At 72.7% G+C, this 21312-nt stretch carries 18 protein-coding genes, 3 tRNA genes and 1 pseudogene; 10 read left to right on the top strand and 12 right to left on the bottom strand.

Translation table 11 applies throughout. The features are described from left to right. Window positions 1–107 precede the first annotated feature (107 nt). A complete protein-coding gene (locus PV343_RS28865) occupies window positions 108–1205 on the top strand; it encodes a Leu/Phe/Val dehydrogenase (RefSeq protein WP_319149930.1) in 1098 nt (365 codons plus the stop codon). Between the two features lie 317 nt (window positions 1206–1522). Then, window positions 1523–1774, top strand: a complete 252-nt coding sequence (locus PV343_RS28860; protein ID WP_319149929.1) for a DUF3073 domain-containing protein — start codon at window positions 1523–1525, stop codon at window positions 1772–1774. 84 nt (window positions 1775–1858) lie between these two features. On the opposite strand, the gene purM is transcribed toward PV343_RS28860, so the two are convergent. From purM to purS, 7 genes are all read right to left on the bottom strand, one after another. Then, a complete protein-coding gene (purM, locus tag PV343_RS28855) occupies window positions 1859–2926 on the bottom strand; it encodes a phosphoribosylformylglycinamidine cyclo-ligase (protein ID WP_319149928.1) in 1068 nt (355 codons plus the stop codon). Between the two features lie 43 nt (window positions 2927–2969). After that, window positions 2970–4499 (bottom strand): amidophosphoribosyltransferase, encoded by a 1530-nt coding sequence (gene purF / locus PV343_RS28850; RefSeq protein WP_319149927.1) that lies wholly within the window; start codon window positions 4497–4499, stop codon window positions 2970–2972. A 201-nt stretch (window positions 4500–4700) separates the two neighbouring features. Then, on the bottom strand, window positions 4701–5165 hold the full coding sequence (locus PV343_RS28845; protein WP_319149926.1) for an META domain-containing protein: 465 nt from the start codon (window positions 5163–5165) through the stop codon (window positions 4701–4703). Window positions 5166–5212: 47 nt separating this feature from the next. Continuing rightward, window positions 5213–6010 (bottom strand): maleylpyruvate isomerase family mycothiol-dependent enzyme, encoded by a 798-nt coding sequence (locus tag PV343_RS28840; protein ID WP_319149925.1) that lies wholly within the window; start codon window positions 6008–6010, stop codon window positions 5213–5215. 115 nt (window positions 6011–6125) lie between these two features. Continuing rightward, window positions 6126–8384 carry a phosphoribosylformylglycinamidine synthase subunit PurL gene (gene purL / locus PV343_RS28835; protein WP_319149924.1) on the bottom strand — a complete coding sequence of 753 codons (2259 nt, stop codon included), beginning with the start codon at window positions 8382–8384 and terminating at the stop codon, window positions 6126–6128. Beyond that, window positions 8381–9061 carry a phosphoribosylformylglycinamidine synthase subunit PurQ gene (gene purQ / locus PV343_RS28830; RefSeq protein ID WP_100827068.1) on the bottom strand — a complete coding sequence of 227 codons (681 nt, stop codon included), beginning with the start codon at window positions 9059–9061 and terminating at the stop codon, window positions 8381–8383. Before purQ ends, purL begins: the two co-directional genes overlap by 4 nt. Beyond that, on the bottom strand, window positions 9058–9330 hold the full coding sequence (gene purS, locus PV343_RS28825) for a phosphoribosylformylglycinamidine synthase subunit PurS (protein WP_319149923.1): 273 nt from the start codon (window positions 9328–9330) through the stop codon (window positions 9058–9060). The genes purQ and purS overlap by 4 nt, the downstream gene beginning before the upstream one ends. A gap of 311 nt (window positions 9331–9641) precedes the next feature. On the opposite strand from purS, the gene PV343_RS28820 reads away from it, so the two are divergent. The 8 genes from PV343_RS28820 to PV343_RS28785 all read left to right on the top strand — a co-directional run bounded on the left by PV343_RS28820 (window position 9642) and on the right by PV343_RS28785 (window position 14163). Further along, entirely contained in the window at window positions 9642–9959 is a 318-nt protein-coding gene (locus tag PV343_RS28820) for a histone-like nucleoid-structuring protein Lsr2 (protein WP_061921893.1), read from the top strand. Between the two features lie 157 nt (window positions 9960–10116). Beyond that, window positions 10117–10188: transfer RNA gene (locus tag PV343_RS28815), tRNA-Gly, on the top strand. Window positions 10189–10267: 79 nt separating this feature from the next. Continuing rightward, window positions 10268–10340: transfer RNA gene (locus PV343_RS28810), tRNA-Gly, on the top strand. Between the two features lie 133 nt (window positions 10341–10473). Further along, complete coding sequence (locus tag PV343_RS28805; protein WP_319149922.1) at window positions 10474–11415, top strand: ABC transporter ATP-binding protein; 942 nt, start codon at window positions 10474–10476, stop codon at window positions 11413–11415. Then, the gene (locus PV343_RS28800) at window positions 11412–12191 is read left to right on the top strand and encodes an ABC transporter permease (protein WP_319149921.1); all 780 of its coding nucleotides are present in this window, start codon (window positions 11412–11414) and stop codon (window positions 12189–12191) included. Before PV343_RS28805 ends, PV343_RS28800 begins: the two co-directional genes overlap by 4 nt. A 20-nt stretch (window positions 12192–12211) precedes the next feature. Then, a complete protein-coding gene (locus tag PV343_RS28795) occupies window positions 12212–13453 on the top strand; it encodes a sensor histidine kinase (protein WP_319149920.1) in 1242 nt (413 codons plus the stop codon). Next, entirely contained in the window at window positions 13450–14064 is a 615-nt protein-coding gene (locus tag PV343_RS28790) for a response regulator transcription factor (RefSeq protein ID WP_319149919.1), read from the top strand. Before PV343_RS28795 ends, PV343_RS28790 begins: the two co-directional genes overlap by 4 nt. A gap of 23 nt (window positions 14065–14087) precedes the next feature. Further along, window positions 14088–14163, top strand: a tRNA-Gly gene (locus PV343_RS28785). Window positions 14164–14205: 42 nt separating this feature from the next. Here the strand turns inward: PV343_RS28785 and PV343_RS28780 are convergent. From PV343_RS28780 to PV343_RS28760, 5 genes and pseudogenes are all read right to left on the bottom strand, one after another. Next, window positions 14206–15105, bottom strand: a complete 900-nt coding sequence (locus tag PV343_RS28780) for a phosphoribosylaminoimidazolesuccinocarboxamide synthase (protein ID WP_319149917.1) — start codon at window positions 15103–15105, stop codon at window positions 14206–14208. Between the two features lie 70 nt (window positions 15106–15175). After that, on the bottom strand, window positions 15176–16672 hold the full coding sequence (locus PV343_RS28775) for a N,N-dimethylformamidase beta subunit family domain-containing protein (RefSeq protein ID WP_319149916.1): 1497 nt from the start codon (window positions 16670–16672) through the stop codon (window positions 15176–15178). Window positions 16673–16944: 272 nt separating this feature from the next. Continuing rightward, entirely contained in the window at window positions 16945–19485 is a 2541-nt protein-coding gene (locus tag PV343_RS28770) for a hypothetical protein (protein WP_319149915.1), read from the bottom strand. Between the two features lie 262 nt (window positions 19486–19747). Further along, the gene (purD, locus tag PV343_RS28765) at window positions 19748–20998 is read right to left on the bottom strand and encodes a phosphoribosylamine--glycine ligase (RefSeq protein WP_319149914.1); all 1251 of its coding nucleotides are present in this window, start codon (window positions 20996–20998) and stop codon (window positions 19748–19750) included. Window positions 20999–21105: 107 nt separating this feature from the next. Then, window positions 21106–21312, bottom strand: a pseudogene (locus tag PV343_RS28760) (DNA polymerase III subunit gamma/tau); the annotation flags it as partial.

Genomic DNA, 21312 nt, shown 5'->3' with positions numbered 1-21312 from the left:
ACTGCGAGGATGGCTGGTGGGCCGAGGCTCTACGCTCATGCCACAGCACCCGCCACCCGCACGGGCGCTGAGCCCCACCCGCCGCTCTTTACACAGGAGTCACCACAGTGACCGACGTAACCGGCGCACCTGCTGAGGTCCTGCACACCCTGTTCCACTCGGACCAGGGCGGCCACGAGCAGGTCGTGCTCTGCCAGGACCGCGCAACCGGCCTCAAGGCCGTGATCGCCATCCACTCCACCGCCCTGGGCCCGGCCCTCGGCGGCACCCGCTTCTACCCCTACGCCACCGAGGCCGAGGCCGTCGCCGACGCCCTCAACCTGGCACGCGGCATGTCGTACAAGAACGCCATGGCCGGCCTGGACCACGGCGGCGGCAAGGCCGTCATCATCGGCGACCCGGAGCGGGACAAGACCGAGGACCTGCTGCTCGCCTACGGGCGCATGGTCGCCTCGCTCGGCGGCCGCTACGTGACGGCGTGCGACGTCGGCACCTATGTCGCCGACATGGACGTCGTGGCCCGCGAGTGCCGCTGGACCACCGGCCGCTCCCCCGAGAACGGCGGCGCCGGCGACTCCTCCGTGCTCACCGCCTTCGGCGTCTACCAGGGCATGCGCGCCTCCGCCCAGCACCTGTGGGGCGACCCCTCGCTGCGCGACCGCAAGGTCGGCGTCGCGGGCGTCGGGAAGGTGGGCCACCACCTGGTCCGGCACCTGCTGGACGAGGGCGCCGAGGTCGTGATCACCGATGTGCGCGCCGACGCCGTGCAGCGGGTCCTCGACCAGTACCCGGGGCGGGTCACGGCCGTCGCGGACACCGAGGCGCTCATCCGGGTCGAGGGGCTGGACATCTACGCCCCCTGCGCCCTCGGCGGCGCCCTGAACGACCTCTCGGTGCCGGTGCTGACCGCCAAGGTGGTGTGCGGCGCCGCCAACAACCAGCTCGCCCACCCGGGTGTGGAGAAGGACCTCGCCGACCGCGGGATCCTCTACGCGCCCGACTACGTGGTGAACGCGGGCGGCGTCATCCAGGTGGCCGACGAACTGCACGGGTTCGACTTCGACCGGTGCAAGGTCAAGGCGGCGAAGATCTTCGACACCACACTCGCGATCTTCGCGCGTGCGAAGGAGGACGGCATCCCGCCGGCCGCCGCCGCGGACCGCATCGCCGAGCAGCGGATGGCCGACGCGCGCGCCACCCGCTGATCCGGGGGCCCGGGACCCGACCGGGTGTCCGATCGCACGTACGAGCGGTACCCGCCGGCGGGAACTTAGAGAGAACTCTCACTTCCACCGGCGGGTCGTACCCCTATAAGTGGTTAAAATCGCCATTGACCAGCGAGGACAGGGCACCTCGAGGGTCCTGTGCACACGCGCGTGCTGCGGGCGACGTACCGTATGGGCGCGGGCTCAGGTACCGTGGAAGCCCTACGGACCGGCCTCTCTGCGGAGGGTCCGTTTCGGATCATGAACGCGTGTCAGACTCTGGGGCCGTCGAGCCCCGTCACCGAGGGGGTCGAGCCATGGGGCGCGGCCGGGCCAAGGCCAAGCAGACGAAGGTCGCCCGCCAGCTGAAGTACAACAGCGGTGGGACTGACCTGTCACGTCTGGCCAGTGAACTGGGCGCATCGACTTCGAGCCAGCCGCCGAACGGCGAGCCGTTCGAGGACGATGAGGACGACGAAGACGATCTTTATTCTCGCTACGCCGACCTCTATGAGGACGACGACGCGGACGAGGACCAAGGTCCCTCACAGCACCGTCGCGGCGCTTGACCCAGTACTGAGCACCTGCCCGGTCGGTGGTACTCCCACCGACCGGGTTCTGTGCTACCCGCAGGTCTGTGCGACCCCGGGGGGTCAGCCCGCGTAGTCCCCGACCAGCTCGGCGCCGGTCGGCTGCTCGGCCCGGTCGGTGATCTCGCCGGCCACCCAGGCGTCGACCCCACGGTCGGCCAGGGTCGCGAGGGCCACCTCGGTGGACTCCTGCGGGACGATCGCCATCATGCCGACGCCCATGTTCAGGGTCTTCTCCAGCTCCAGGCGTTCCACGTTCCCGGTCCTGCCGACCAGGTCGAAGATCGCGCCGGGGGCCCAGGTGGACCGGTCGACGACCGCGTGCAGCCCGTCCGGGATCACCCGGGCCAGGTTGGCCGCGAGCCCGCCGCCCGTGATGTGGCTGAAGGCGTGCACGTCGGTGGTGCGGGTGAGGGCCAGGCAGTCCAGCGAGTAGATCTTGGTGGGCTCCAGCAGCTCCTCGCCGAGGGTGCGGCCGAGCTCGGCGACCTCGGCCTCCAGGGCCAGGCCGGCACGGTCCAGCAGGACGTGACGGACCAGGGAGTATCCGTTCGAGTGAAGCCCGGAGGACGCCATGGCGATCACCGCGTCACCCGTACGGATGCGATCCGCGCCCAGCAGCCGGTCGGCCTCCACCACGCCCGTACCGGCGCCGGCGACGTCGAAGTCGTCCTCGCCCAGCAGGCCGGGGTGCTCGGCCGTCTCGCCGCCCACCAGGGCGCAGCCGGCCAGCACGCAGCCTTCCGCGATGCCCTTCACGATGGCCGCGACACGCTCGGGGTGGACTTTGCCGACGCAGATGTAGTCGGTCATGAACAGCGGCTCGGCACCGCACACCACGATGTCGTCCATGACCATGGCGACCAGGTCGTGGCCGATCGAGTCGTAGACGCCGAGGCGGCGCGCGATGTCGACCTTCGTGCCGACGCCGTCCGTCGCGGAGGCGAGCAGGGGGCGCTCGAAACGCTTGAGGGCGGAGGCGTCGAAGAGTCCGGCGAAGCCGCCGAGGCCGCCGAGGACCTCGGGTCGCTGGGTCTTCTTCACCCACTCCTTCATCAGTTCGACGGCGCGGTCGCCCGCCTCGATGTCGACGCCTGCCGCTGCGTAGCTGGCACCAGTGGTCTCAGACATGGTCCTTGAGAACTTTCGTGTCGTACTGCTTGAACAGCGGGGGTTACGGGCGCCGGATCGCGTCGGCGGCCGCCGTGGCGGCGGGGCCCGCGGCCAGTTCGGTCTCCAGGAGCTGCTTGCCGAGCAGCTCGGGGTCCGGCAGCTCCATCGGGTACTCGCCGTCGAAGCAGGCGCGGCACAGGTTCGGCTTGGCGATCGCGGTCGCCTCGATCATGCCGTCGATGGAGATGTACGCGAGCGAGTCGGCGCCGAGCGAGGTGCCGATCTCCTCGATGGTCATCCCGTTGGCGATCAGCTCCGCGCGGGTGGCGAAGTCGATGCCGAAGAAACAGGGCCACTTCACGGGCGGCGAGGAGATCCGGATGTGGACCTCGGCGGCGCCGGCCTCGCGCAGCATGCGCACCAGGGCCCGCTGGGTGTTGCCGCGCACGATCGAGTCGTCGACGACGACCAGGCGCTTGCCCTTGATGACTTCCTTGAGCGGGTTCAGCTTCAGGCGGATGCCGAGCTGGCGAATGGTCTGCGAGGGCTGGATGAAGGTCCGGCCCACGTACGCGTTCTTCACCAGACCCGCGCCGAAGGGGATGCCGGAGGCCTCCGCGTAGCCGATGGCGGCCGGGGTGCCGGATTCCGGGGTCGCTATGACCAGGTCGGCCTCGACCGGGGCCTCCTTGGCCAGACGGCGGCCCATCTCCACGCGGGAGAGGTACACGTTCCGGCCGGCGATGTCGGTGTCCGGGCGGGCCAGGTACACGTACTCGAAGACACAGCCCTTGGGCTTCGCTTCCGCGAACCGGGAGGTGCGCAGGCCGTTCTCGTCGATGGCGACGAACTCGCCGGGCTCGATCTCGCGCACGAAGCTCGCGCCGCAGATGTCGAGCGCCGCCGACTCGGAGGCGACCACCCAGCCGCGCTCCAGGCGGCCGAGGACCAGCGGGCGGATGCCCTGCGGGTCGCGGGCGGCGTAGAGCGTGTGCTCGTCCATGAAGACGAGCGAGAAGGCGCCCTTGACCTTCGGGAGGACCGCGTGGGCGGCCTCCTCGATGGTCAGCGGCTTGCCGTCCTCGTCGACCTGGGCGGCCAGCAGGGCCGTCAGCAGGTCGGTGTCGTTGGTGGCCGCGACCCGGGTGGAGCGGCCGTTGTTGTCCTTGGGGAGTTCGGCGACCATCTCGGCGAGCTGCGCCGTGTTGACCAGGTTGCCGTTGTGGCCGAGCGCGATCGAGCCGTGCGCGGTGGCACGGAACGTCGGCTGGGCGTTCTCCCACACGGAGGCACCGGTGGTCGAGTAGCGGGCGTGTCCGACCGCGATGTGACCCTGGAGCGAACCGAGCGAGGTCTCGTCGAAGACCTGGGACACGAGGCCCATGTCCTTGAAGACGAGGATCTGGGAGCCGTTGCTGACCGCGATTCCCGCGGATTCCTGACCCCGGTGCTGGAGGGCGTAGAGCCCGAAGTACGTGAGCTTTGCGACCTCTTCACCAGGAGCCCAGACACCGAAGACGCCGCAAGCGTCCTGGGGGCCTTTTTCGCCGGGAAGCAGATCGTGATTGAGTCGACCGTCACCACGTGGCACGGCACCGAGTGTAGGCGAGATCGACCACTGGTCCGAATTGGGGATGCGTGCCCGCCCCCGGACCACCTCTGTGGATCACCTTGGTGGTTTCGCCGTTTCCGCAGGTCAGCGGCGCGTGGGCGGGTCCTGGCCGTTCCCGGGCGGCCCTCCGGACGGCGGTCGCGGACCCGCTCTCGGCGTGCGTGAGTGAGGTGTCGCACATCAATCGGGTGTGTCGGGGGCGAGGTGGACGACATCGCCGTCGCCGTCGGTGAGGGTCGCCTTCCCGTCATGGACCCGCGCGGTGAGGGTGCCGGTGGTGAGGGTGCGGGCGAGGGCGCGCTCGAAGTCCATCCGTGCCTGGTCGCAGGCCATCCGGGTCGTGCGCAGATCGCCGATCGTGATCCGGTCCCCGTGCACCGTGGCCCGGGCGGCGAACTGGTTGCAGCCGAGGTTGCCGGCCGCCCTTCCGTCCGTGCCGATCCGGATGCGCGCGGAGGCGGGCGCGTGCCGGGTGGTGCCGCCCGTGGTGAGGCCGTCGACCCGCCAGTCGACCCCGGTCACGGGCCGCGGCGCACCGGCCGCGCCGCTGTCCGCCCGCCCGCTCCCGGCGCTGCCGCAGGCCACCGTGAGCGGGACGAGCACGGCGGCGACCGTCAGGATCATGCGCTGCTTGTACCGGTTCATGTGCATTCGACGGTCCCGCGGAGCCGTCGGTTCCATGCCGCCGGTCCTCACGCCAGCAGCGGCAGCAGCTCCCCGAGGTCGGCCCGCTCCCCGCTGGCGCTGACCTGGGCCGCGGCGACGGCGTCCGCCCAGGCCAGCCTGCCGGTCGCGAGCCTGATCCAGGTCAGCGGATCGGTCTCGACGACGTTGGGCGGGGTGCCGCGGGTGTGCCGGAGCCCCTCGACGCACTGCACGACGGCGTACGGCGGCACGCGCACCTCGGTGGAGCCGCCGGGCGCCTTGGTCGCGAGGGCGTCGGCGAGGAGCCGGGTGGCGATGGCCACGGCCTGCCGGTCGAGGGGGACGTCGAGGCCGGGGACGGCGGCGTTGAGGTCGTCGGTGTGCACGACGAGTTCCACCGTGCGGGTGACCAGGTGGTCGTCCACGGAGACGGCGCCCGCGCTGGTGGCCAGCAACCGGGTGCCGGGGTGCTCGTCGAGAGCGGCGCGCAGGTCCTTCTCGACTCCGGCGAGGTAGGCGTCGAGGTCGGGCTCGGCGGCGGCCACTTCCCGGGTGCGGTCGGCGATGCCGGCGGCCCGCGTCGCGGTGCCCAGAGCCCACTCGGCGACCGTCACGGTCGCCTTCGGGGGCGCAGGCGCGGCCAGCGCGCCGTGCACGGCGGTGAGCGCCAGACCGATGTGCGCGACCAGCTCCCGTACGGTCCAGTCGCCGAGCCGGGTGGGCCCGGCGAGCTGCTCGGGGCTGAGACCGCGCACGGCCTCCCTGACGTTCGCGAACTGCGCGAGGACCGCACCGCGGGTCCTGGCGGGGTCATAGCTGCGGGCACGCTTCTTGGCCGGTGACATGACAGCGACCCTATGCCTTCGGCACGACCGTCCTCAGGCCCTTTTCCCCCGCCCGCCGGACGGGAAAGGCCCCGCCCGGATTCCCGGGCGGGGCCTCGCCCGAGGCGTCGGGCGGTTACGCCAGGAGCGCGGGGATCGTGGCCTCGTGCGCCTCGCGCAGCTCGGTGAGGGACAGCGAGAACTCGCCCTGCACCTCCACCGCGTCGCCGTCCACGACACCGATGCGGGTGACCGGGAGGCCCCGGGCACCGCACATGTCGTTGAAGCGGACCTCCTCCGAGCGGGGCACCGCGACGACCGCGCGGCCGGCCGACTCGGAGAGCAGGAAGGTGAAGGCGTCCAGGCCGTCGGGGACGATCAGCCGCGCGCCCTTGCCGCCGAGCAGCGCCGACTCCACGACCGCCTGGACCAGGCCGCCGTCGGAGAGGTCGTGCGCGGAGTCGATCATGCCGTCGCGGGAGGCGGAGATCAGGATCTCGGCCAGCAGCCGCTCGCGCTCCAGGTCGACCTTCGGGGGCAGCCCGCCGAGGTGGTCGTGGACCACCTGGGACCAGGCCGAACCGCCGAACTCCGCACGGGTGTCGCCGAGGAGGTAGAGCAGCTGGCCGTCCTCCTGGAAGGCGACCGGCGTGCGGCGCGCGACGTCGTCGATGACGCCGAGCACGGCGACCACCGGGGTCGGGTGGATGGCCGCCTCGCCCGTCTGGTTGTAGAGCGAGACGTTGCCGCCGGTCACCGGGGTGCCGAGCTGCAGGCAGCCGTCCGCGAGACCGCGCACGGCCTCGGCGAACTGCCACATGACCGCCGGGTCCTCGGGGGAGCCGAAGTTCAGGCAGTCCGAGACCGCGAGGGGCTTGGCGCCGGTGGTGGCGACGTTGCGGTACGCCTCCGCCAGCGCGAGCTGCGCGCCCGTGTACGGGTCCAGCTTGGCGTAACGGCCGTTGCCGTCCGTGGCGATGGCGACGCCGAGGCCGGTCTCCTCGTCCACGCGGATCATGCCGGAGTCCTCCGGCTGGGCGAGGACGGTGTTGCCCTGCACGAAGTGGTCGTACTGCGAGGTGATCCACTTCTTGGACGCCTGGTTGGGCGAGGCGACCAGCTTCAGGACCTGGTCCCTGAGCTCCTCGCTCGACGCGGGCCGCGGCAGCTTGTTCGCGTCGTCGGCCTGGAGCGCGTCCTGCCAGTCGGGGCGGGCGTACGGGCGCTCGTAGACCGGGCCCTCGTGCGCCACCGTGCGCGGGTCGACGTCGACGATCTTGCCACCGTGCCAGAAGATCTCCAGCCGGTCGCCGTCGGTCACCTCACCGATGACGGTGGCGATGACGTCCCACTTGGCGCAGATCTCCAGGAACCGGTCCACCTTCTCCGGCTCGACGACGGCGCACATGCGCTCCTGCGACTCGCTCATGAGAATTTCCTCGGGCGAGAGCGTGGAGTCGCGCAGCGGGACGTCGTCCAGGGTGACGCGCATGCCGCCGGAGCCGTTGGAGGCCAGCTCGGAGGTGGCGCAGGACAGGCCGGCCGCGCCGAGGTCCTGGATGCCCACGACCAGCTTCTCGCGGAAGGCCTCCAGGGTGCACTCGATGAGGAGCTTCTCCTGGAAGGGGTCGCCGACCTGGACCGCGGGCCGCTTCGAGGGCTTGGCGTCGTCGAAGGTCTCGGAGGCCAGGATCGAGGCGCCGCCGATGCCGTCGCCGCCCGTGCGGGCGCCGTAGAGGACGACCTTGTTGCCGGCGCCGGACGCCTTCGCGAGGTGGATGTCCTCGTGCCGCATGACGCCGATGGCGCCGGCGTTGACCAGCGGGTTGCCCTGGTAGCAGGCGTCGAAGACGACCTCGCCGCCGATGTTGGGCAGACCCAGGCAGTTGCCGTAGCCGCCGATGCCGGCGACGACGCCCGGCAGGACGCGCTTGGTGTCGGGGTGGTCGGCCGCGCCGAAGCGCAGCGGGTCCACGACCGCGACCGGACGGGCGCCCATCGCGATGATGTCGCGGACGATGCCGCCGACGCCGGTGGCCGCGCCCTGGTAGGGCTCGACGTACGACGGATGGTTGTGCGACTCGACCTTGAAGGTGACCGCGTAGCCCTGGCCGACGTCCACCACGCCCGCGTTCTCGCCGATGCCGACGAGCATGGCGTCCGACTGCGGCGCCTTCTCGCCGAACTGGCGCAGGTGGACCTTGGAGGACTTGTACGAGCAGTGCTCGGACCACATGACCGAGTACATGGCGAGTTCGGCGCCGGTCGGGCGGCGGCCGAGGATCTCCACCACCCGCTCGTACTCGTCCTTCTTCAGGCCGAGTTCGGCCCAGGGCAGCTCGACGTCGGGGGTCGCGGCCGCGTGCTCGACCGTGTCCAGAGGCGTCCGGCTCATGCGTTGACCAGCTTCTTGAGGATCGAGGTGAAGAAGGGGAGGCCGTCGGTGCGGCCGGTACCGATCAGCGGCTCGACGGCGTGCTCGGGGTGCGGCATGAGGCCGACGACGTTCCCGGCCTCGTTGGTGATGCCGGCGATGTCCCGCAGCGAGCCGTTGGGGTTGAAGTCGAGGTACCGGAAGACGACCCGGCCCTCCGCCTCCAGCTTGTCGAGCGTGTACTCGTCGGCGACGTACCGGCCGTCCATGTTCTTCAGCGGGATGTGGATCTCCTGGCCCTGGCGGTAGTCGCCGGTCCACGAGGTCTCCGCGTTCTCCACCCGCAGCTTCTGGTCGCGGCAGATGAAGTGGAGGTGGTCGTTGCCGAGCATGCCGCCGGGCAGGAGGTGGGCCTCGGTGAGCACCTGGAAGCCGTTGCAGATGCCGAGCACCGGAAGTCCGGCCTTCGCCTGCTCGATGACCGTCTCCATGACCGGCGAGAACCGGGAGATGGCCCCGGCCCGCAGATAGTCGCCGTAGGAGAAACCGCCGGGCAGCACCACGGCGTCGACCTGCTTGAGGTCCTTGTCCTTGTGCCAGAGGGCGACCGGTTCGGCGCCCGCGAGACGGATCGCGCGCTGCGTGTCCCGGTCGTCGAGGCTTCCCGGGAAAGTGACGACGCCAATACGAGCGGTCACTTCGCGGCCTCCGCGACTTCCGCCACCTCTTCCACCTTGACGGTGAAGTCCTCGATCACGGTGTTGGCGAGGAAGGATTCCGCAAGATCGTGGATGCGGGCGAGCGCGGCCTCGTCGACCGGCCCGTCAACTTCCAGTTCGAAACGCTTTCCCTGACGGACGTCCGAGATCCCGTCGAAACCCAGGCGCGGCAGCGCACGCTGGACCGCCTGGCCCTGGGGGTCGAGGATCTCCGGCTTGAGCATGACGTCGACTACGACGCGTGCCACTGGCACTCCCGGTGTGTGGTGCTGAGCAGGTTCCTTCAGACTACCCGCACAAAATTTCTACGCGGGTAGAGTTGGAGGAAACTACGTGAGGCGCGTCACGATCGGGTGACGGGCGGGCGACTTCGCGAAAAGTTCTGGGAAAGTTCCACCGGTCCGCCCGTGGCGGCTATTGCACGGGGACACGCGGGCGGATTTAGTCGGGCTTCACTTTGCATTGCCGGGCACTGTACAAATGAATTGGCAATAGCCGATACTCGGCACGTCATCGCCGATGAGCTGTATCGACGTGCCGCACGAAGGGACCGATATTCGTGGCGCAAAAGGTCGTGGTCACTCTCTTTGACGACATCGACGGCTCGGAAGCGGCGGAAACGATCGCCTTCGGACTCGACGGCAAGTCGTACGAGATCGACCTGAACGAAACCAACGCCAGAAAACTGCGCAAGGCGCTCGCGCCCTACGTGGAGGCCGGCCGCAAGCGGTCCCGGTCGGGCAAGGCGTACAAGCAGACGGAGGTCGCTCCCGACCCCGCGGCCGTGCGCGCCTGGGCCCAGGCGAACAAGATGGACGTGCCGGCGCGCGGACGCATCCCCAAGAAGGTCTACGAGGCGTTCAGCGCCGCGCAGTGAGGGCCCGCGAAGGGGCGGCGCCCGGGGTCCGCCAGCGGGCCCCGGGCGCCGTGCAGTTGGCCGCGCCGGGAACCGACTTGCGCTACCCCCCTGCTGATCAGCTAATGTCTGGGACACGCCGAGGGGCGAGGCCGAAAGGCCGGATCCCACGGACCGTGCGGGTGTAGTTCAGTAGTAGAACATCCCCCTTCCAGGGGGAAGGCGCAGTGTGCAATTCCTGTCACCCGCTCTGGCACCGGTCAGAACCACCCTTGTGGATCAGGTAGGCTGGTGCTCGCACCGATCGGTGGGAGCCGGTCGGGAGCAGTGCGGACGTAGCTCAGTTGGTAGAGCGCAACCTTGCCAAGGTTGAGGTCGCGAGTTCGAGCCTCGTCGTCCGCTCGGGATGAGACCCCGGTCCTCTGGACCGGGGTCTTTTTCGTGCGCGCGTACTCGGTCGCCGTCTGACATTTGTCATGCCGACCGATGACACCACGCACTGCTGGTCCGCCCCACCCGGCGGGACGCTGAGGCCATGGACCACAAAGACGAACACGAGCACGTGATCGAGGTCACCGACCTCCGGCGTGTCTACGGGGGCGGGTTCGAGGCCGTGCGCGGCATCAGTTTCTCCGTCGCACGCGGGGAGGTCTTCGCGCTGCTGGGCACCAACGGCGCGGGCAAGACGTCCACCGTCGAACTGCTGGAGGGGCTCGCGCCGCCGTCCGGTGGCCGGGTCCGCGTCCTCGGCCACGACCCCTGCCGGGAACGGTCCGCCGTGCGCCCGCGCACCGGAGTCATGCTCCAGGAGGGCGGCTTCCCCTCCGACCTCACCGTCGCCGAGACCGCCCGGATGTGGGCGGCCTGCACGAGCGGGGCCCGCCCGGAGGGCGAAGTGCTGGAACGGGTCGGCCTCGGCGGCAGGGCCGGCGTCCGGGTACGCCAGCTCTCCGGCGGTGAGCGGCGGCGCCTGGACCTGGCGCTCGCGCTGCTCGGCGACCCCGAGGTGCTCTTCTTGGACGAGCCGACCACCGGGCTCGACGCCGAAGGCCGTCGCGACACCTGGGCGTTGGTGCGCGCGCTGCGCGAAGCCGGCACCACCGTGCTGCTCACCACGCACCACCTGGAGGAGGCCGAGGGGCTCGCCGACCGGCTCGCCATCCTGCACCGCGGGCGCGTCGCCGCCTCGGGAACCCCCGCCGAGGTCACCGCCGGCCGGCCCTCCCGGATGTCCTTCGAACTGCCCGACGGCTACTTCCTCGGCGACCTGCCGCCCCTCGCGGGGCTCGGCGTCTGCGGACACGAACTCGACGGCAGGACCGTGCGGCTGCGCACCCGGGACCTCCAGCGCACCGCCACCGCGGTGCTCGCCTGGGCCGGCCGGGCCGGGGTCGAACTGCGCGGCCTCGACGCGCGCTCGGCCTCCCTGGAGGAGGCGTTCCTCGGGATCGCGCGCGACCGGGCGGCCGCGGCATGAGCGGCCTCACGGCGGCACCGGCGGGCCGCAGGCTGCGGGCGCTCGCCCGCGCCGAACTCGCCCTCCTCGGCCGCAACCGCAGTGTCGTCCTCACCGCGCTCCTCGTGCCGCTCGCGCTGCCGTTCAGCCTGCGCCCGGCCCTGGACCAGATGGAGCTGAGCGGACAGGGGCTGACACCCGGAGCGGTCATGATGACGGCCGCCGTCGGCTTCTCCTTCCTCTTCGCCGTCTACTCCGCCCTGGTCAACGCCTACGTCGCCCGCCGCGAGGAACTCGTCCTCAAGCGGCTGCGCACCGGCGAGCTCACCGACGCCGAGATCCTCACCGGCACCGCCCTGCCCGCCGTCGGCGTCGGCCTCGCCCAGGCGCTGCTGCTGTGCGCCGGGTGCGCGGTGCTGCTGCGCACCGGGGCGCCCAGGGCGCCGTACCTGATCCTGCTGGGACTGGTGGCGGGGCTCGTCCTCAGCGCCGCGCTGGCCGCGCTCACCGCGTCCTTCACCCGGAGCGTGGAGAGCGGGCAGATCACCGCGCTGCCGCTGGTGCTCGTCACCATGGCGGGCTCCGGGATCGCGGTGCCCACCGAGGCCCTGCCCCACCGGCTCGCCTCCGTCTGCGCGTTCCTCCCGCTGTCCCCGGCGGTCCGGCTGGTCCGCGCGGGCTGGACCGGCCGGCTCGACGCACCGGAGATTCTGGTGACGGTGGCGGCCGCGCTGGCCTGGACCGTCGTCGCGGTGTTTGCTGTACGGCGGTGGTTCCGCTGGGAACCGCGGCGGTGAGCGGGCGGTCAGGGGGGCACATGCTCGGGCGGGTTCGAGGATGGCACCGGCGGCACTGGCGGGACCGGAGCAAGGCCGAGCGGGTCGAACTGCAGAGCCTGGCCACCTGGCACGGCAGCATCTGGGTGTTCCCGCTCGGCTGGCTGCTGCTGCCGATGGTCGGCGGACTCGCCCACCGGCCCGTGGCGGTGGCGCTCGGCATGCTGCTGGTCGCCGTGGTCGTCCTGCAGTGCGCGGCCGCGAGCCGGGTCCTGCGCCCGGCGCTCGACCACTACCTCGGGCGCGCCGCACTGCCCCCGCGCGCCCTGCGCGGTCCCACCGTCCTGCTCGGCCTGGCGCTCGCGGCGATCGCGGCACTCGCCTCGGTCGGCGGCTTCGACCCGGTCGCCACCCGGCTGGCGATCGGGGCCGCCCTCATGTCCTTCGGACTGCCTTACGCGCTCATCGTGTCCGTGCCGGAGTTCCTGCGGCGGGCCGCGGTCCTCGCGGCGCTGATCCTGGCGGCCTTCGCGGTCGTGCGCCCGAGCGCGCCCGGCCTGGTCGCCACGGCGGTGGTGACCGCCTTCGGCGCCGTCTTCTCCCTGACCGCCGCCCGCTGCGGCGCCTGGACCCTGTCCGTGCTGTGGGAGGCGGAGCGCGCCCGGGAGATCGAGGCCCGGCTCGCCGTCGCCGAGGAACGGCTGCGCTTCGGGCGCGACCTCCACGACGTGCTGGGGCGGAACCTGTCCGTGATCTCCCTCAAGAGCGAGCTGGCCGTGCAACTGGCCCGGCGCGGACGGCCGGAGGCCGTGGAACAGATGATCGAGGTGCAGCGCATCGCGCAGCAGTCCCAGCGGGAGGTGCGGGACGTCGTACGCGGCTACCGCGAGGCCGACCTCGGCGTGGAACTCGCCGGCGCCCAGGGCGTGTTGAGTGCCGCGGGGATCGCCTGCGAGGTGCGCGCCGACACCGCCGGGCTGCCCGCCCGCGTGCAGTCGGCGCTGGGCTGGGTGGTGCGCGAGGCGGCCACCAACGTGCTCCGGCACGGCGACGCGGGACGGTGCTCGGTGGAACTGGCGGTGCGCGAGGGACGGGTGGTGCTGGCGGTGGAGAACGACGGGGCGGCGGAGCCGGCCGCGGGCGGCGGCTCGGGACTCGCCGGGCTGCGGGAACGTCTGACCGCCGTGGCCGGGACCCTGGAGGCGGGACCGGTCGGCGGGGACCGGTTCCGGCTGGTGGCCGAGGTGCCCTTGGGGCGGGAAGCGAGTGAAGTCCTCTCATGACCGGTCCGGTACGGCTGCTGCTGGCCGACGACGAGCACCTGATCCGGGGCGCGCTGACCGCCCTGCTCTCCCTGGAGGACGACCTGCTGGTGGTCGCGGAGGCGGCGAGCGGCCCGGAGGCCCTGGCGATGGCCCGGGCGCACACCCCCGACGTGGCCGTGCTCGACCTCCAGATGCCGGGCGCCGACGGTGTGAAGGTCGCCACAACCCTGCGCGCCGAACTGCCCGCGTGCCAGGTGCTGATCGTCACCGGTCACGGCCGGCCCGGACACCTGAAGCGGGCGCTCGCGGCCGGTGTGCGGGGATTCGTCCCGAAGACGGTCAGTGCCCAGCGGCTCGCCGAGATCATCCGGACGGTGCACGCGGGAAACCGTTACGTCGACCCGGAGTTGGCCGCCGACGCGATCTCCGCCGGGGACTCCCCGCTGACCGCGCGGGAGGCCGAGGTGCTGGAGCTGGCCGCCGACGGGGCACCGGTCGCGGAGATCGCCGAGCGGGCCGCGCTGTCGCCCGGGACCGTGCGGAACTACCTCTCCTCGGCCGTCACGAAACTCGGTGCGGGAAACCGTCATGCGGCAGTGCGTCTCGCACGCGAGCGAGGTTGGGTATAGTTGCTCTCGCGCCACGGCGCAGTGCGGACGTAGCTCAGTTGGTAGAGCGCAACCTTGCCAAGGTTGAGGTCGCGAGTTCGAGCCTCGTCGTCCGCTCCACGTCGAAAGGCCCCCGGTTCCCACCGGGGGCCTTTCACGTTCCTACGACCAGCGCACGCCCGTCAGCCGCTCGTACGCCTCCACGTACTTCGCGCGGGTCGCCTCGACGACCTCGCCCGGCAGCGGCGGCGGGGGCTGCTCGCTCCCGCGGTCCCAGCCGGACGCGGCGGAGGTCAGCCAGTCCCGGACGAACTGCTTGTCGTACGAGGGCTGCGCGCGGCCCGGCTGCCACTGGTCGGCCGGCCAGAAGCGGGAGGAGTCCGGGGTGAGCACCTCGTCGGCGAGGACGAGCGTGTCGCCGTCGAAGCCGAACTCGAACTTGGTGTCGGCCAGGATGATCCCGCGGTCCCGGGCGATGTCCCGGGCCCGCGCGTACACCGCGAGGGTGGCCTGGCGCAGTTCGGCGGCGGTCTCCGCGCCGACCTGGCGGGCGACCTCCTCGTAGGAGACGTTCTCGTCGTGCTCGCCGACCTCGGCCTTGGTGGCCGGGGTGAAGATCGGGGCCGGCAGTTCCGAGCCGTCGACCAGGCCCTCGGGCAGGGCGAGGCCGCAGACGGTGCGGGACTCCCGGTACTCCGCCAGGCCGGAGCCGGTGAGGTAGCCGCGGGCCACGCACTCCACGGGGACCATGCGCAGCGACTTGCAGACGAGGGTGCGGCCCGCCCAGTCGGCGGGCGCGCCCTCGGGCAGCGCGGTGCTCAGGACGTGGTTCGGGGCCAGGTCGCGGAGCTGGTCGAACCACCACAGGGAGAGCTGGGTGAGGACACGCCCCTTGTCGGGGATCTCCGTGGGCAGCACCCAGTCGTAGGCGGAGATACGGTCGCTGGCGACCATCACGAGGTCGCCCGCCTCGTTGCGGTACAGCTCGCGCACCTTTCCGGTGTGGAGGTGCACCAGGCCCGGAACCTGGATCGGCTCGGGCTTTTCTACGAATCCGGACACGGTTCCTCCCCGTGGTTCTGTCCAATGCCTCGATTCTCCCGTATGCCGGTGACCGGGGTGTGGCCAGGGGTCAGTCCCGTTTGCAGATGCGGTCCAGCAGGTTCGCCGTGGCCCGCTGGATACGGGGGTCCACATGGCCGGGGCGGTCCAGGGCCGGGGACCAGGCGAAGGTGCCCGAGGCGAACACCCAGGCGCCGGAGGGCGCGCGGTACAGCGAGGTCTCCTGGTGCCGCTGGGCGCCGTCGTTGTCCGTGTAGGGGGAGTGGGCGAGCAGCACGCGCTCCTCGTGCTCGGGCAGCGGGGTGCGCGGGAAGTAGCGGTCCGCCTCCCCGGCGACCAGCCCGTCGATCGGGTCGCCCTCGTGCGCGCCGGCCGCGTCCCACAGCCAGTGGCCGGCGTTGCGCACGATCAGCGGATGCGGCTCGGGGACCCGGCCCGCGTACTGGATGCCGACCACCTGCTGCTCGGGCCGGTCGATCTCGCGCCACAGCACCGGCCGTCCGGGGCCCCGGCGCTTGCGGCAGGTCAGCAGCCGGTCGGGCACGCCGGACGGGGAGGGGCCCAGCTCCACCTGCCAGTACATGGTGTTCGCGGACAGGAAGACCAGCGAGGTGCCGCGGTCCCGGGCGTCCTCGACGGCGCGCCGCATCGGCACCGACCAGTACTCGTCGTGGCCGGGAAAGACCAGGCCGCGGTAGCGGGTGGGGTCGACACGGCCCGCGTGCAGGTCGCGGGCGTCGGCGTAGGCGAGGTCGTAGCCGTAGCGCTCGGCCCAGCGGATGAAGTCGTAGGCGTGACCCACGTGCAGGGGCAGGCCCGCGCCCGCGTACGGGCGGTCGAAGGAGACCGTGGTGGCCGCGTCCGCCTCGCCCAGCAGGCGGCCCTTCTCGTCCCAGGCGTGGTAGAGGCTGGCGCCGGTCCGGCCGTCCTCCGGGTAGAGGTTGTACGCCTGCCAGGTGATGTCCGGCAGCAACAGGAGCAGGTCGGCCGGGTGGTCGTCGCGGACCGTGAAGGGCACGTGGGAGCGGTAGCCGTCGGCGGTGGTCAGGACGGCCACATAGGCGCCCACGCTCCAGTGGGAGGGCACCTGGAGGCGCCAGGACAGCCACCAGTGGTGGCAGGAGACCGTGCGGTCGGCGGCCAGCGGCTGGGGCTGGACGATGCCGGACAGCCGCGGGCTGGTGGTGATCTTCGCGGCGCCGTCGCCGCCGTAGTGGCCGATCCGGTAGATGTCCACGCCGAACTGCTGGGGCGGGTCGACCGTGATGTGGAAGTCGATCGCCTCGCCGGGCGAGACCGCTCCGGTGGAGGTGAAGCCCTTGATCTGGCGGCGCACGTCGTCGGCCGAGCGCGGTCCCGAGCCGGACGAGCGCGGCGCGGGCACCCGCGGCCGCTCCCCGGTGGGCTGCTGCGGGCTCGGGTCGACGTACCACGGCACGACGTGGCCCGTGTCGTCGAAGTACGTCTCACTGCCGCGCAGCCAGGGGACGGGGCCCTGGCCGAAGGGGTCCGTGACGGCGTGCGCGAGTGCTCCGGACTCCCAGCGGCGGATGTGGTCCGAGGCCATGGTCGCTCCCCTCCCTCATGTCCCCCGTGTCCTTGGACGGTGGTGCTCGACGGTGCTCGGTGCTGCTCGGCAGGCGCTCGGTCGCGCTGTCGTATGTCGCGTGCCTTTGCCATGTGCGCGGTCGGTCCCAGCACATCACATAACGCACGGGGACGGTCACTATTCGTTGCGAATTGACCTGAAGTGGAAGAAGGTTTTCCGGTAGTCGCGTCGACCTCCGGCCCGGTCCCGACGCGCCTCCAAGCCGGGACGGCGTCCGGCGGCGGAGGGCGTCAGACGAGCCGCACCGGCTTCTCCGGCCGTATCCCCGACGCGGCCAGCCAGTCGCGCAGCGGGCGCGGGTCCCCTTCCTCGATCAGGCTGAGCACCTTGGGCGCGAGGTCGGCGGCCCGTTCACCGCCCAGCACCAGGGAGGGGCCGTCGAGCCAGTCGAGGCCGGGAGCGGCGCCGGCCGTGTCGACGGCGGCGCAGCAGACCATCGCCGTCACGTGGTCGGCGAGGAGTTCGCGGGCGCCGCGCGGGGGCTGGAGCGGGAACAGCGGGAGGGACCCGTCGTCCCACAGCGCACTGTCCGGAATCAGCCCGCTGGCCGTGGCACCCCGCGGCGCGGCGATCTCCTCCCGCGCCAGCTCCGCACTGAGCCCGGCGGCCAGAGCGGCACTGCGCTCGGTACTCGGATCGGCGTACTCGTCGGAGTCCACGTCCGGATGGGGGGCGTCGACGGCGGCTTCCGGGAGCGGGGCGTCAGCGGCCGCGCCGAGGTGCGGGACGTCGGCGGCTGCGCCGAGCGGGGCGTCGGCGGCTTCCGGGAGCGGGGCGTCAGCGGCCGCGTCGAGGTGCGGGACGTCGGCGGCTGCGCCGAGGTGCGGGGCGTCGGCGGCCGCGTCGAGCGGAGCGTCGGGGGCCGCGTCGAGCGGAGCGTCGGCGGCCGCGTCGAGGGGCGGAGCGTCGGCGGCCACGTCGAGGGGCGGAGCGTCGGCAGCCGCGTCGAGGGGCGGAGCGTCGGCGGCCGCGTCGAGGGGCGGAGCGTCGGCAGCCGCGTCGAGGGGCGGAGCGTCGGCGGCCGCGTCGAGCGGAGCGTCGGGGGCCGCGTCGAGCGGAGCGTCGGGGGCCGCGTCGAGCGGAGCGTCGGGGGCCGCGTCGAGGGGCGGAGCGTCGGGGGCCACGTCGGGGAGCGGCGCGTCTGCGGCCAGATCGGGGAGCGGGGCGTCAGCGGGCGCGTCCTGGAGCGGGGCGGCCCTCCCCAAAGTGGCGGGCCCCGCCTGGTCCGCGGCGGCTTCCGGACGGGCCGGGGCGACCGCTGCCGCGGGGCTCCCGTCGACCGCTGCCGGGGGGCTCCCGTCGGCCGCTTCCAGGGGGCTCCCATCGGCTGCTTCCAGGGGGCTCCCATCGGCCGCTTCCAAGGGGCTCGCGTCGACCGGATCCCGGGGGGTCCGGCCGTCCGGGTGCGGCGGAACCTCGTCCTCCGGTCGGGAGAGGGTTCGCGGGGCCGCTGCCGGGACGGGCTGGTCACCCCGTTCCGAGTGGCCGGGTTCCGTGAGGTGGTCCAGGACGCGGGCCAGGGTGGGGCCGTCGGAACCGGCGGCGGGAGAGCCGGAGGCGGGGCGGACGCCCAGGGTGTCCAGGACCCGGTGCAGCCGGGCCGCGTCCGCGCGCCAGGTGCGGTCGACGACCTCCTCCGGGTACGCCTGCCAGTCCACCGGGGCCCAGTCGGGACCGGACTCGGCCGGGCCGCCGTGGAAGAGGCGGGCGGCGAGCAGGGAGGCGGCCTCGTCGATCGCGCCCGGCTCCTCCAGCAGGTCGCAGGCGGGGCGCTCGCCGAGGCGGGAGGCGAACCCCTCGGCCAGCCGGTCCCGGCGGGACAGCTCGGTGAGCGCCGCCACCACACCGGCGTCCAGCCGGGAGGGCCAGCGGCCCATCCGCCAGGCGGGCAGCGCCACCCGGGTCAGCAGCCGGTCCCAGCCCGCGTAGGCGAGCCCGACCTGCTCCTGGGCGACGATCCGCAGGCCGTAGTCAACGGTCTGGGCGCGCTCGGCCGCCGCCGCCGCGACCCCGCGCTCCATCAGCACCGCGTGCTCGCGGCAGCCGCGCAGCAGCAGCCGGGCGACCCAGCCGAGGATCGCGCACACGCCCCGGGTCAGCGGGCACCGGCCGGGCGTCGCGGCCACGGCCACCGTCGCGTCCAGACCGCGCACGAAGCGGCGGGCGGCGGCTATGTCGGGGTGCGCGGAGGGTCCCGTACCGGCGACGACCGGGGCGAGGACGGCGCGCAGCTCGCCCACGCGCATCCACCACAGGAACGGGGAGCCGATGACGAGGACGGGGGCGGTGGCGGGGCGCCGGTGGGCGCCGGGGCCGGGTGCCGCGGGCTCGTCGTGCGCCGGCCTGGCGGGCGGACCGTGCGCCGGGTGGGTGCGGTCCTCCAGCCAGCTGTCGCAGTCCGGGGTGAGCGCTATCGCCGAGGGCGCGGGGACGTCGAGCCGGTCGGCGAGGTCGCGCACGAGCCGGTACAGGTCGGGAGCCGAGTCCTCGGAGACCGGGACCGTGGGGGTCACGGCGGGGCGGGCACGGGCCACGACCAGGGCGACGCCCGCGGCGGCCAGCAGGACGACCACGGCCACCACGCCCACCACCCAGCGGGCGGTGTCCCAGCCCGGCCCGACGAGATGGCCGGTGGAACCACCGGTCAGCAGGATCACCTCGGCGGCCGCCGGCAGCAGGGCCACGGCCAGCGCCCGGCCCCGGACGCGCAGGACGGCCAGCGCCCGCGAGCGCGCCGCCTGCGCGCCCAGTTCCCCACCGATTCCGGTCATGAGCGGCTTCCACCCCCTCCCTGCCGATCCCGTGCTGTCCTGGCGTTGCTCACTCCCCCACTGTGGCACCCGCCACCGACATCGCAATGCCGGTGGGCCAAGTGCCGGAACGCTTGCGCCGCACCCTAGTTGGGGCCCCGGCCCTCGTCAGCCGTATGGAGGATTGGTCACCCGATGGAATGGCCTTGGTCAGAGGTGGGTGACAGGCAGCAAAGATCAGGCCCCGGATTTTCGTCCGGGGCCTGGAGGACTCAGGGGCAGGTCAGGCGCCTGCCGCCCGGGCCGCGATGTCCGTGCGGTGCTGGGAGCCGTCGAGGCCGATGCGGGCCACCGCCCGGTACGCCCGCTCACGGGCCCGGGTCAGGTCAGCGCCGGTCGCGGTGACGGACAGCACCCGCCCGCCCGCGCTGACGACCGCGTCGCCCTCCCGCCGCGTACCGGCGTGCAGGACGTAGGCGTGCGGGGCGTCCTCGGCGACGACCTCGTCCAGACCGGTGATCGGGTCGCCGGTACGCGGGGTGCCGGGGTAGTTGTGCGAGGCGACGACCACGGTGACCGCCGCGTCCTCGCTCCAGCGCAGGGGCGGGAGGTCGCCCAGGGTGCCGTTCGCGGCGGCGAGCAGGACACCGGCCAGCGGGGTCTTCAGGCGGGCCAGCACGACCTGGGTCTCGGGGTCGCCGAAGCGGGCGTTGAACTCGATGACCCGGACACCGCGCGAGGTGATGGCGAGCCCGGCGTAGAGCAGACCGGAGAACGGCGTGCCACGGCGGCGCATCTCGTCCACCGTCGGCCGCAGCACTGTCTCCAGCACCTCCTCGACCAGCTTCGGGTCGGCCCAGGGCAGCGGCGAGTACGCGCCCATGCCGCCCGTGTTGGGACCCTCGTCGCCGTCCAGGGCGCGCTTGAAGTCCTGGGCGGGCTGCAGCGGGACGACCCCGACGCCGTCGGTGACGGCGAACAGGGAGACCTCGGGCCCGTCGAGGAACTCCTCGATCACCACCCGCTCGCAGCCGGCCGCGTGGGCCTTGGCGGCCTCGATGTCGTGCGTGACCACGACGCCCTTGCCGGCGGCCAGGCCGTCGTCCTTGACGACGTAGGGGGCACCGAACGCGTCGAGGGCCTCGGCGACCTCCGCCTCCGTGGTGCACACGTACGAGCGCGCGGTCGGCACGCCGGCCGTCGCCATCACGTCCTTGGCGAAGGCCTTGGAGCCCTCCAGCTGCGCGGCCTCCCCGGAGGGGCCGAACACGGGGATGCCCGCCTCGCGCACGGCGTCGGCCACGCCGGCGACCAGCGGGGCCTCCGGGCCGACGACGACGAGGTCGGCGGCGAGGTCGCCGGCCAGCGCGGCCACGGCCTTGCCGTCGAGAGCGTCGACCTGGCGCAGCTCGGCCACCTCGGCGATGCCGGCGTTGCCGGGGGCGCAGTACAGCGCGGTGACGTCGGGATCGAGGGACAGGGAGCGGCACAGGGCGTGTTCGCGGGCGCCGCTGCCGATGACGAGGACCTTCACGGGGTCAGCCTACTGGCAAGGTCGCCGAAGACCCGGGGCCGGGGATCCTGTGGGTTCCTACGAACGCATCCGCGCCCGCGCCCGCACCGGCACCGGCCACCACCGCCCTACTCGTGGGTGAACTCCTCCACCACGGTCGCGCCCAGCTCCCGCACGATCAGGTCGTGGCCGGACAGGGCCGACTCGTCGAGGTCGGGGTCGTCGTCCTCGGGGATGTCGTCCTCGGGGGCGACCGGGGCCGGCTCCGGCGGAGCGGACCGCGCGGGAGCCGTGGGCGGGGGAGCGGACGGGGCGCCGCCCTGGGGGGCGGCGGG

Origin of the sequence: Streptomyces sp. WI03-4A, assembly GCF_033792105.1 — a bacterium.
Classification (GTDB): domain Bacteria; phylum Actinomycetota; class Actinomycetes; order Streptomycetales; family Streptomycetaceae; genus Streptomyces; species Streptomyces collinus_A.
This window is presented reverse-complemented; position numbering and strand designations above follow the sequence as displayed.

Bases quoted from the DNA above. Each gene is read 5' to 3' on its own strand.
- PV343_RS28860 (WP_319149929.1), top strand. From the start codon at position 1,523: ATGGGGCGCGGCCGGGCCAAGGCCAAGCAGACGAAGGTCGCCCGCCAG.
- purM (WP_319149928.1), bottom strand. From the start codon at position 2,926: ATGTCTGAGACCACTGGTGCCAGCTACGCAGCGGCAGGCGTCGACATC.
- PV343_RS28845 (WP_319149926.1), bottom strand. From the start codon at position 5,165: ATGAACCGGTACAAGCAGCGCATGATCCTGACGGTCGCCGCCGTGCTC.
- PV343_RS28840 (WP_319149925.1), bottom strand. From the start codon at position 6,010: ATGTCACCGGCCAAGAAGCGTGCCCGCAGCTATGACCCCGCCAGGACC.
- purL (WP_319149924.1), bottom strand. From the start codon at position 8,384: ATGAGCCGGACGCCTCTGGACACGGTCGAGCACGCGGCCGCGACCCCC.
- PV343_RS28805 (WP_319149922.1), top strand. From the start codon at position 10,474: ATGGACCACAAAGACGAACACGAGCACGTGATCGAGGTCACCGACCTC.
- PV343_RS28800 (WP_319149921.1), top strand. From the start codon at position 11,412: ATGAGCGGCCTCACGGCGGCACCGGCGGGCCGCAGGCTGCGGGCGCTC.
- PV343_RS28795 (WP_319149920.1), top strand. From the start codon at position 12,212: ATGCTCGGGCGGGTTCGAGGATGGCACCGGCGGCACTGGCGGGACCGG.
- PV343_RS28790 (WP_319149919.1), top strand. From the start codon at position 13,450: ATGACCGGTCCGGTACGGCTGCTGCTGGCCGACGACGAGCACCTGATC.
- PV343_RS28775 (WP_319149916.1), bottom strand. From the start codon at position 16,672: ATGGCCTCGGACCACATCCGCCGCTGGGAGTCCGGAGCACTCGCGCAC.
- PV343_RS28770 (WP_319149915.1), bottom strand. From the start codon at position 19,485: ATGACCGGAATCGGTGGGGAACTGGGCGCGCAGGCGGCGCGCTCGCGG.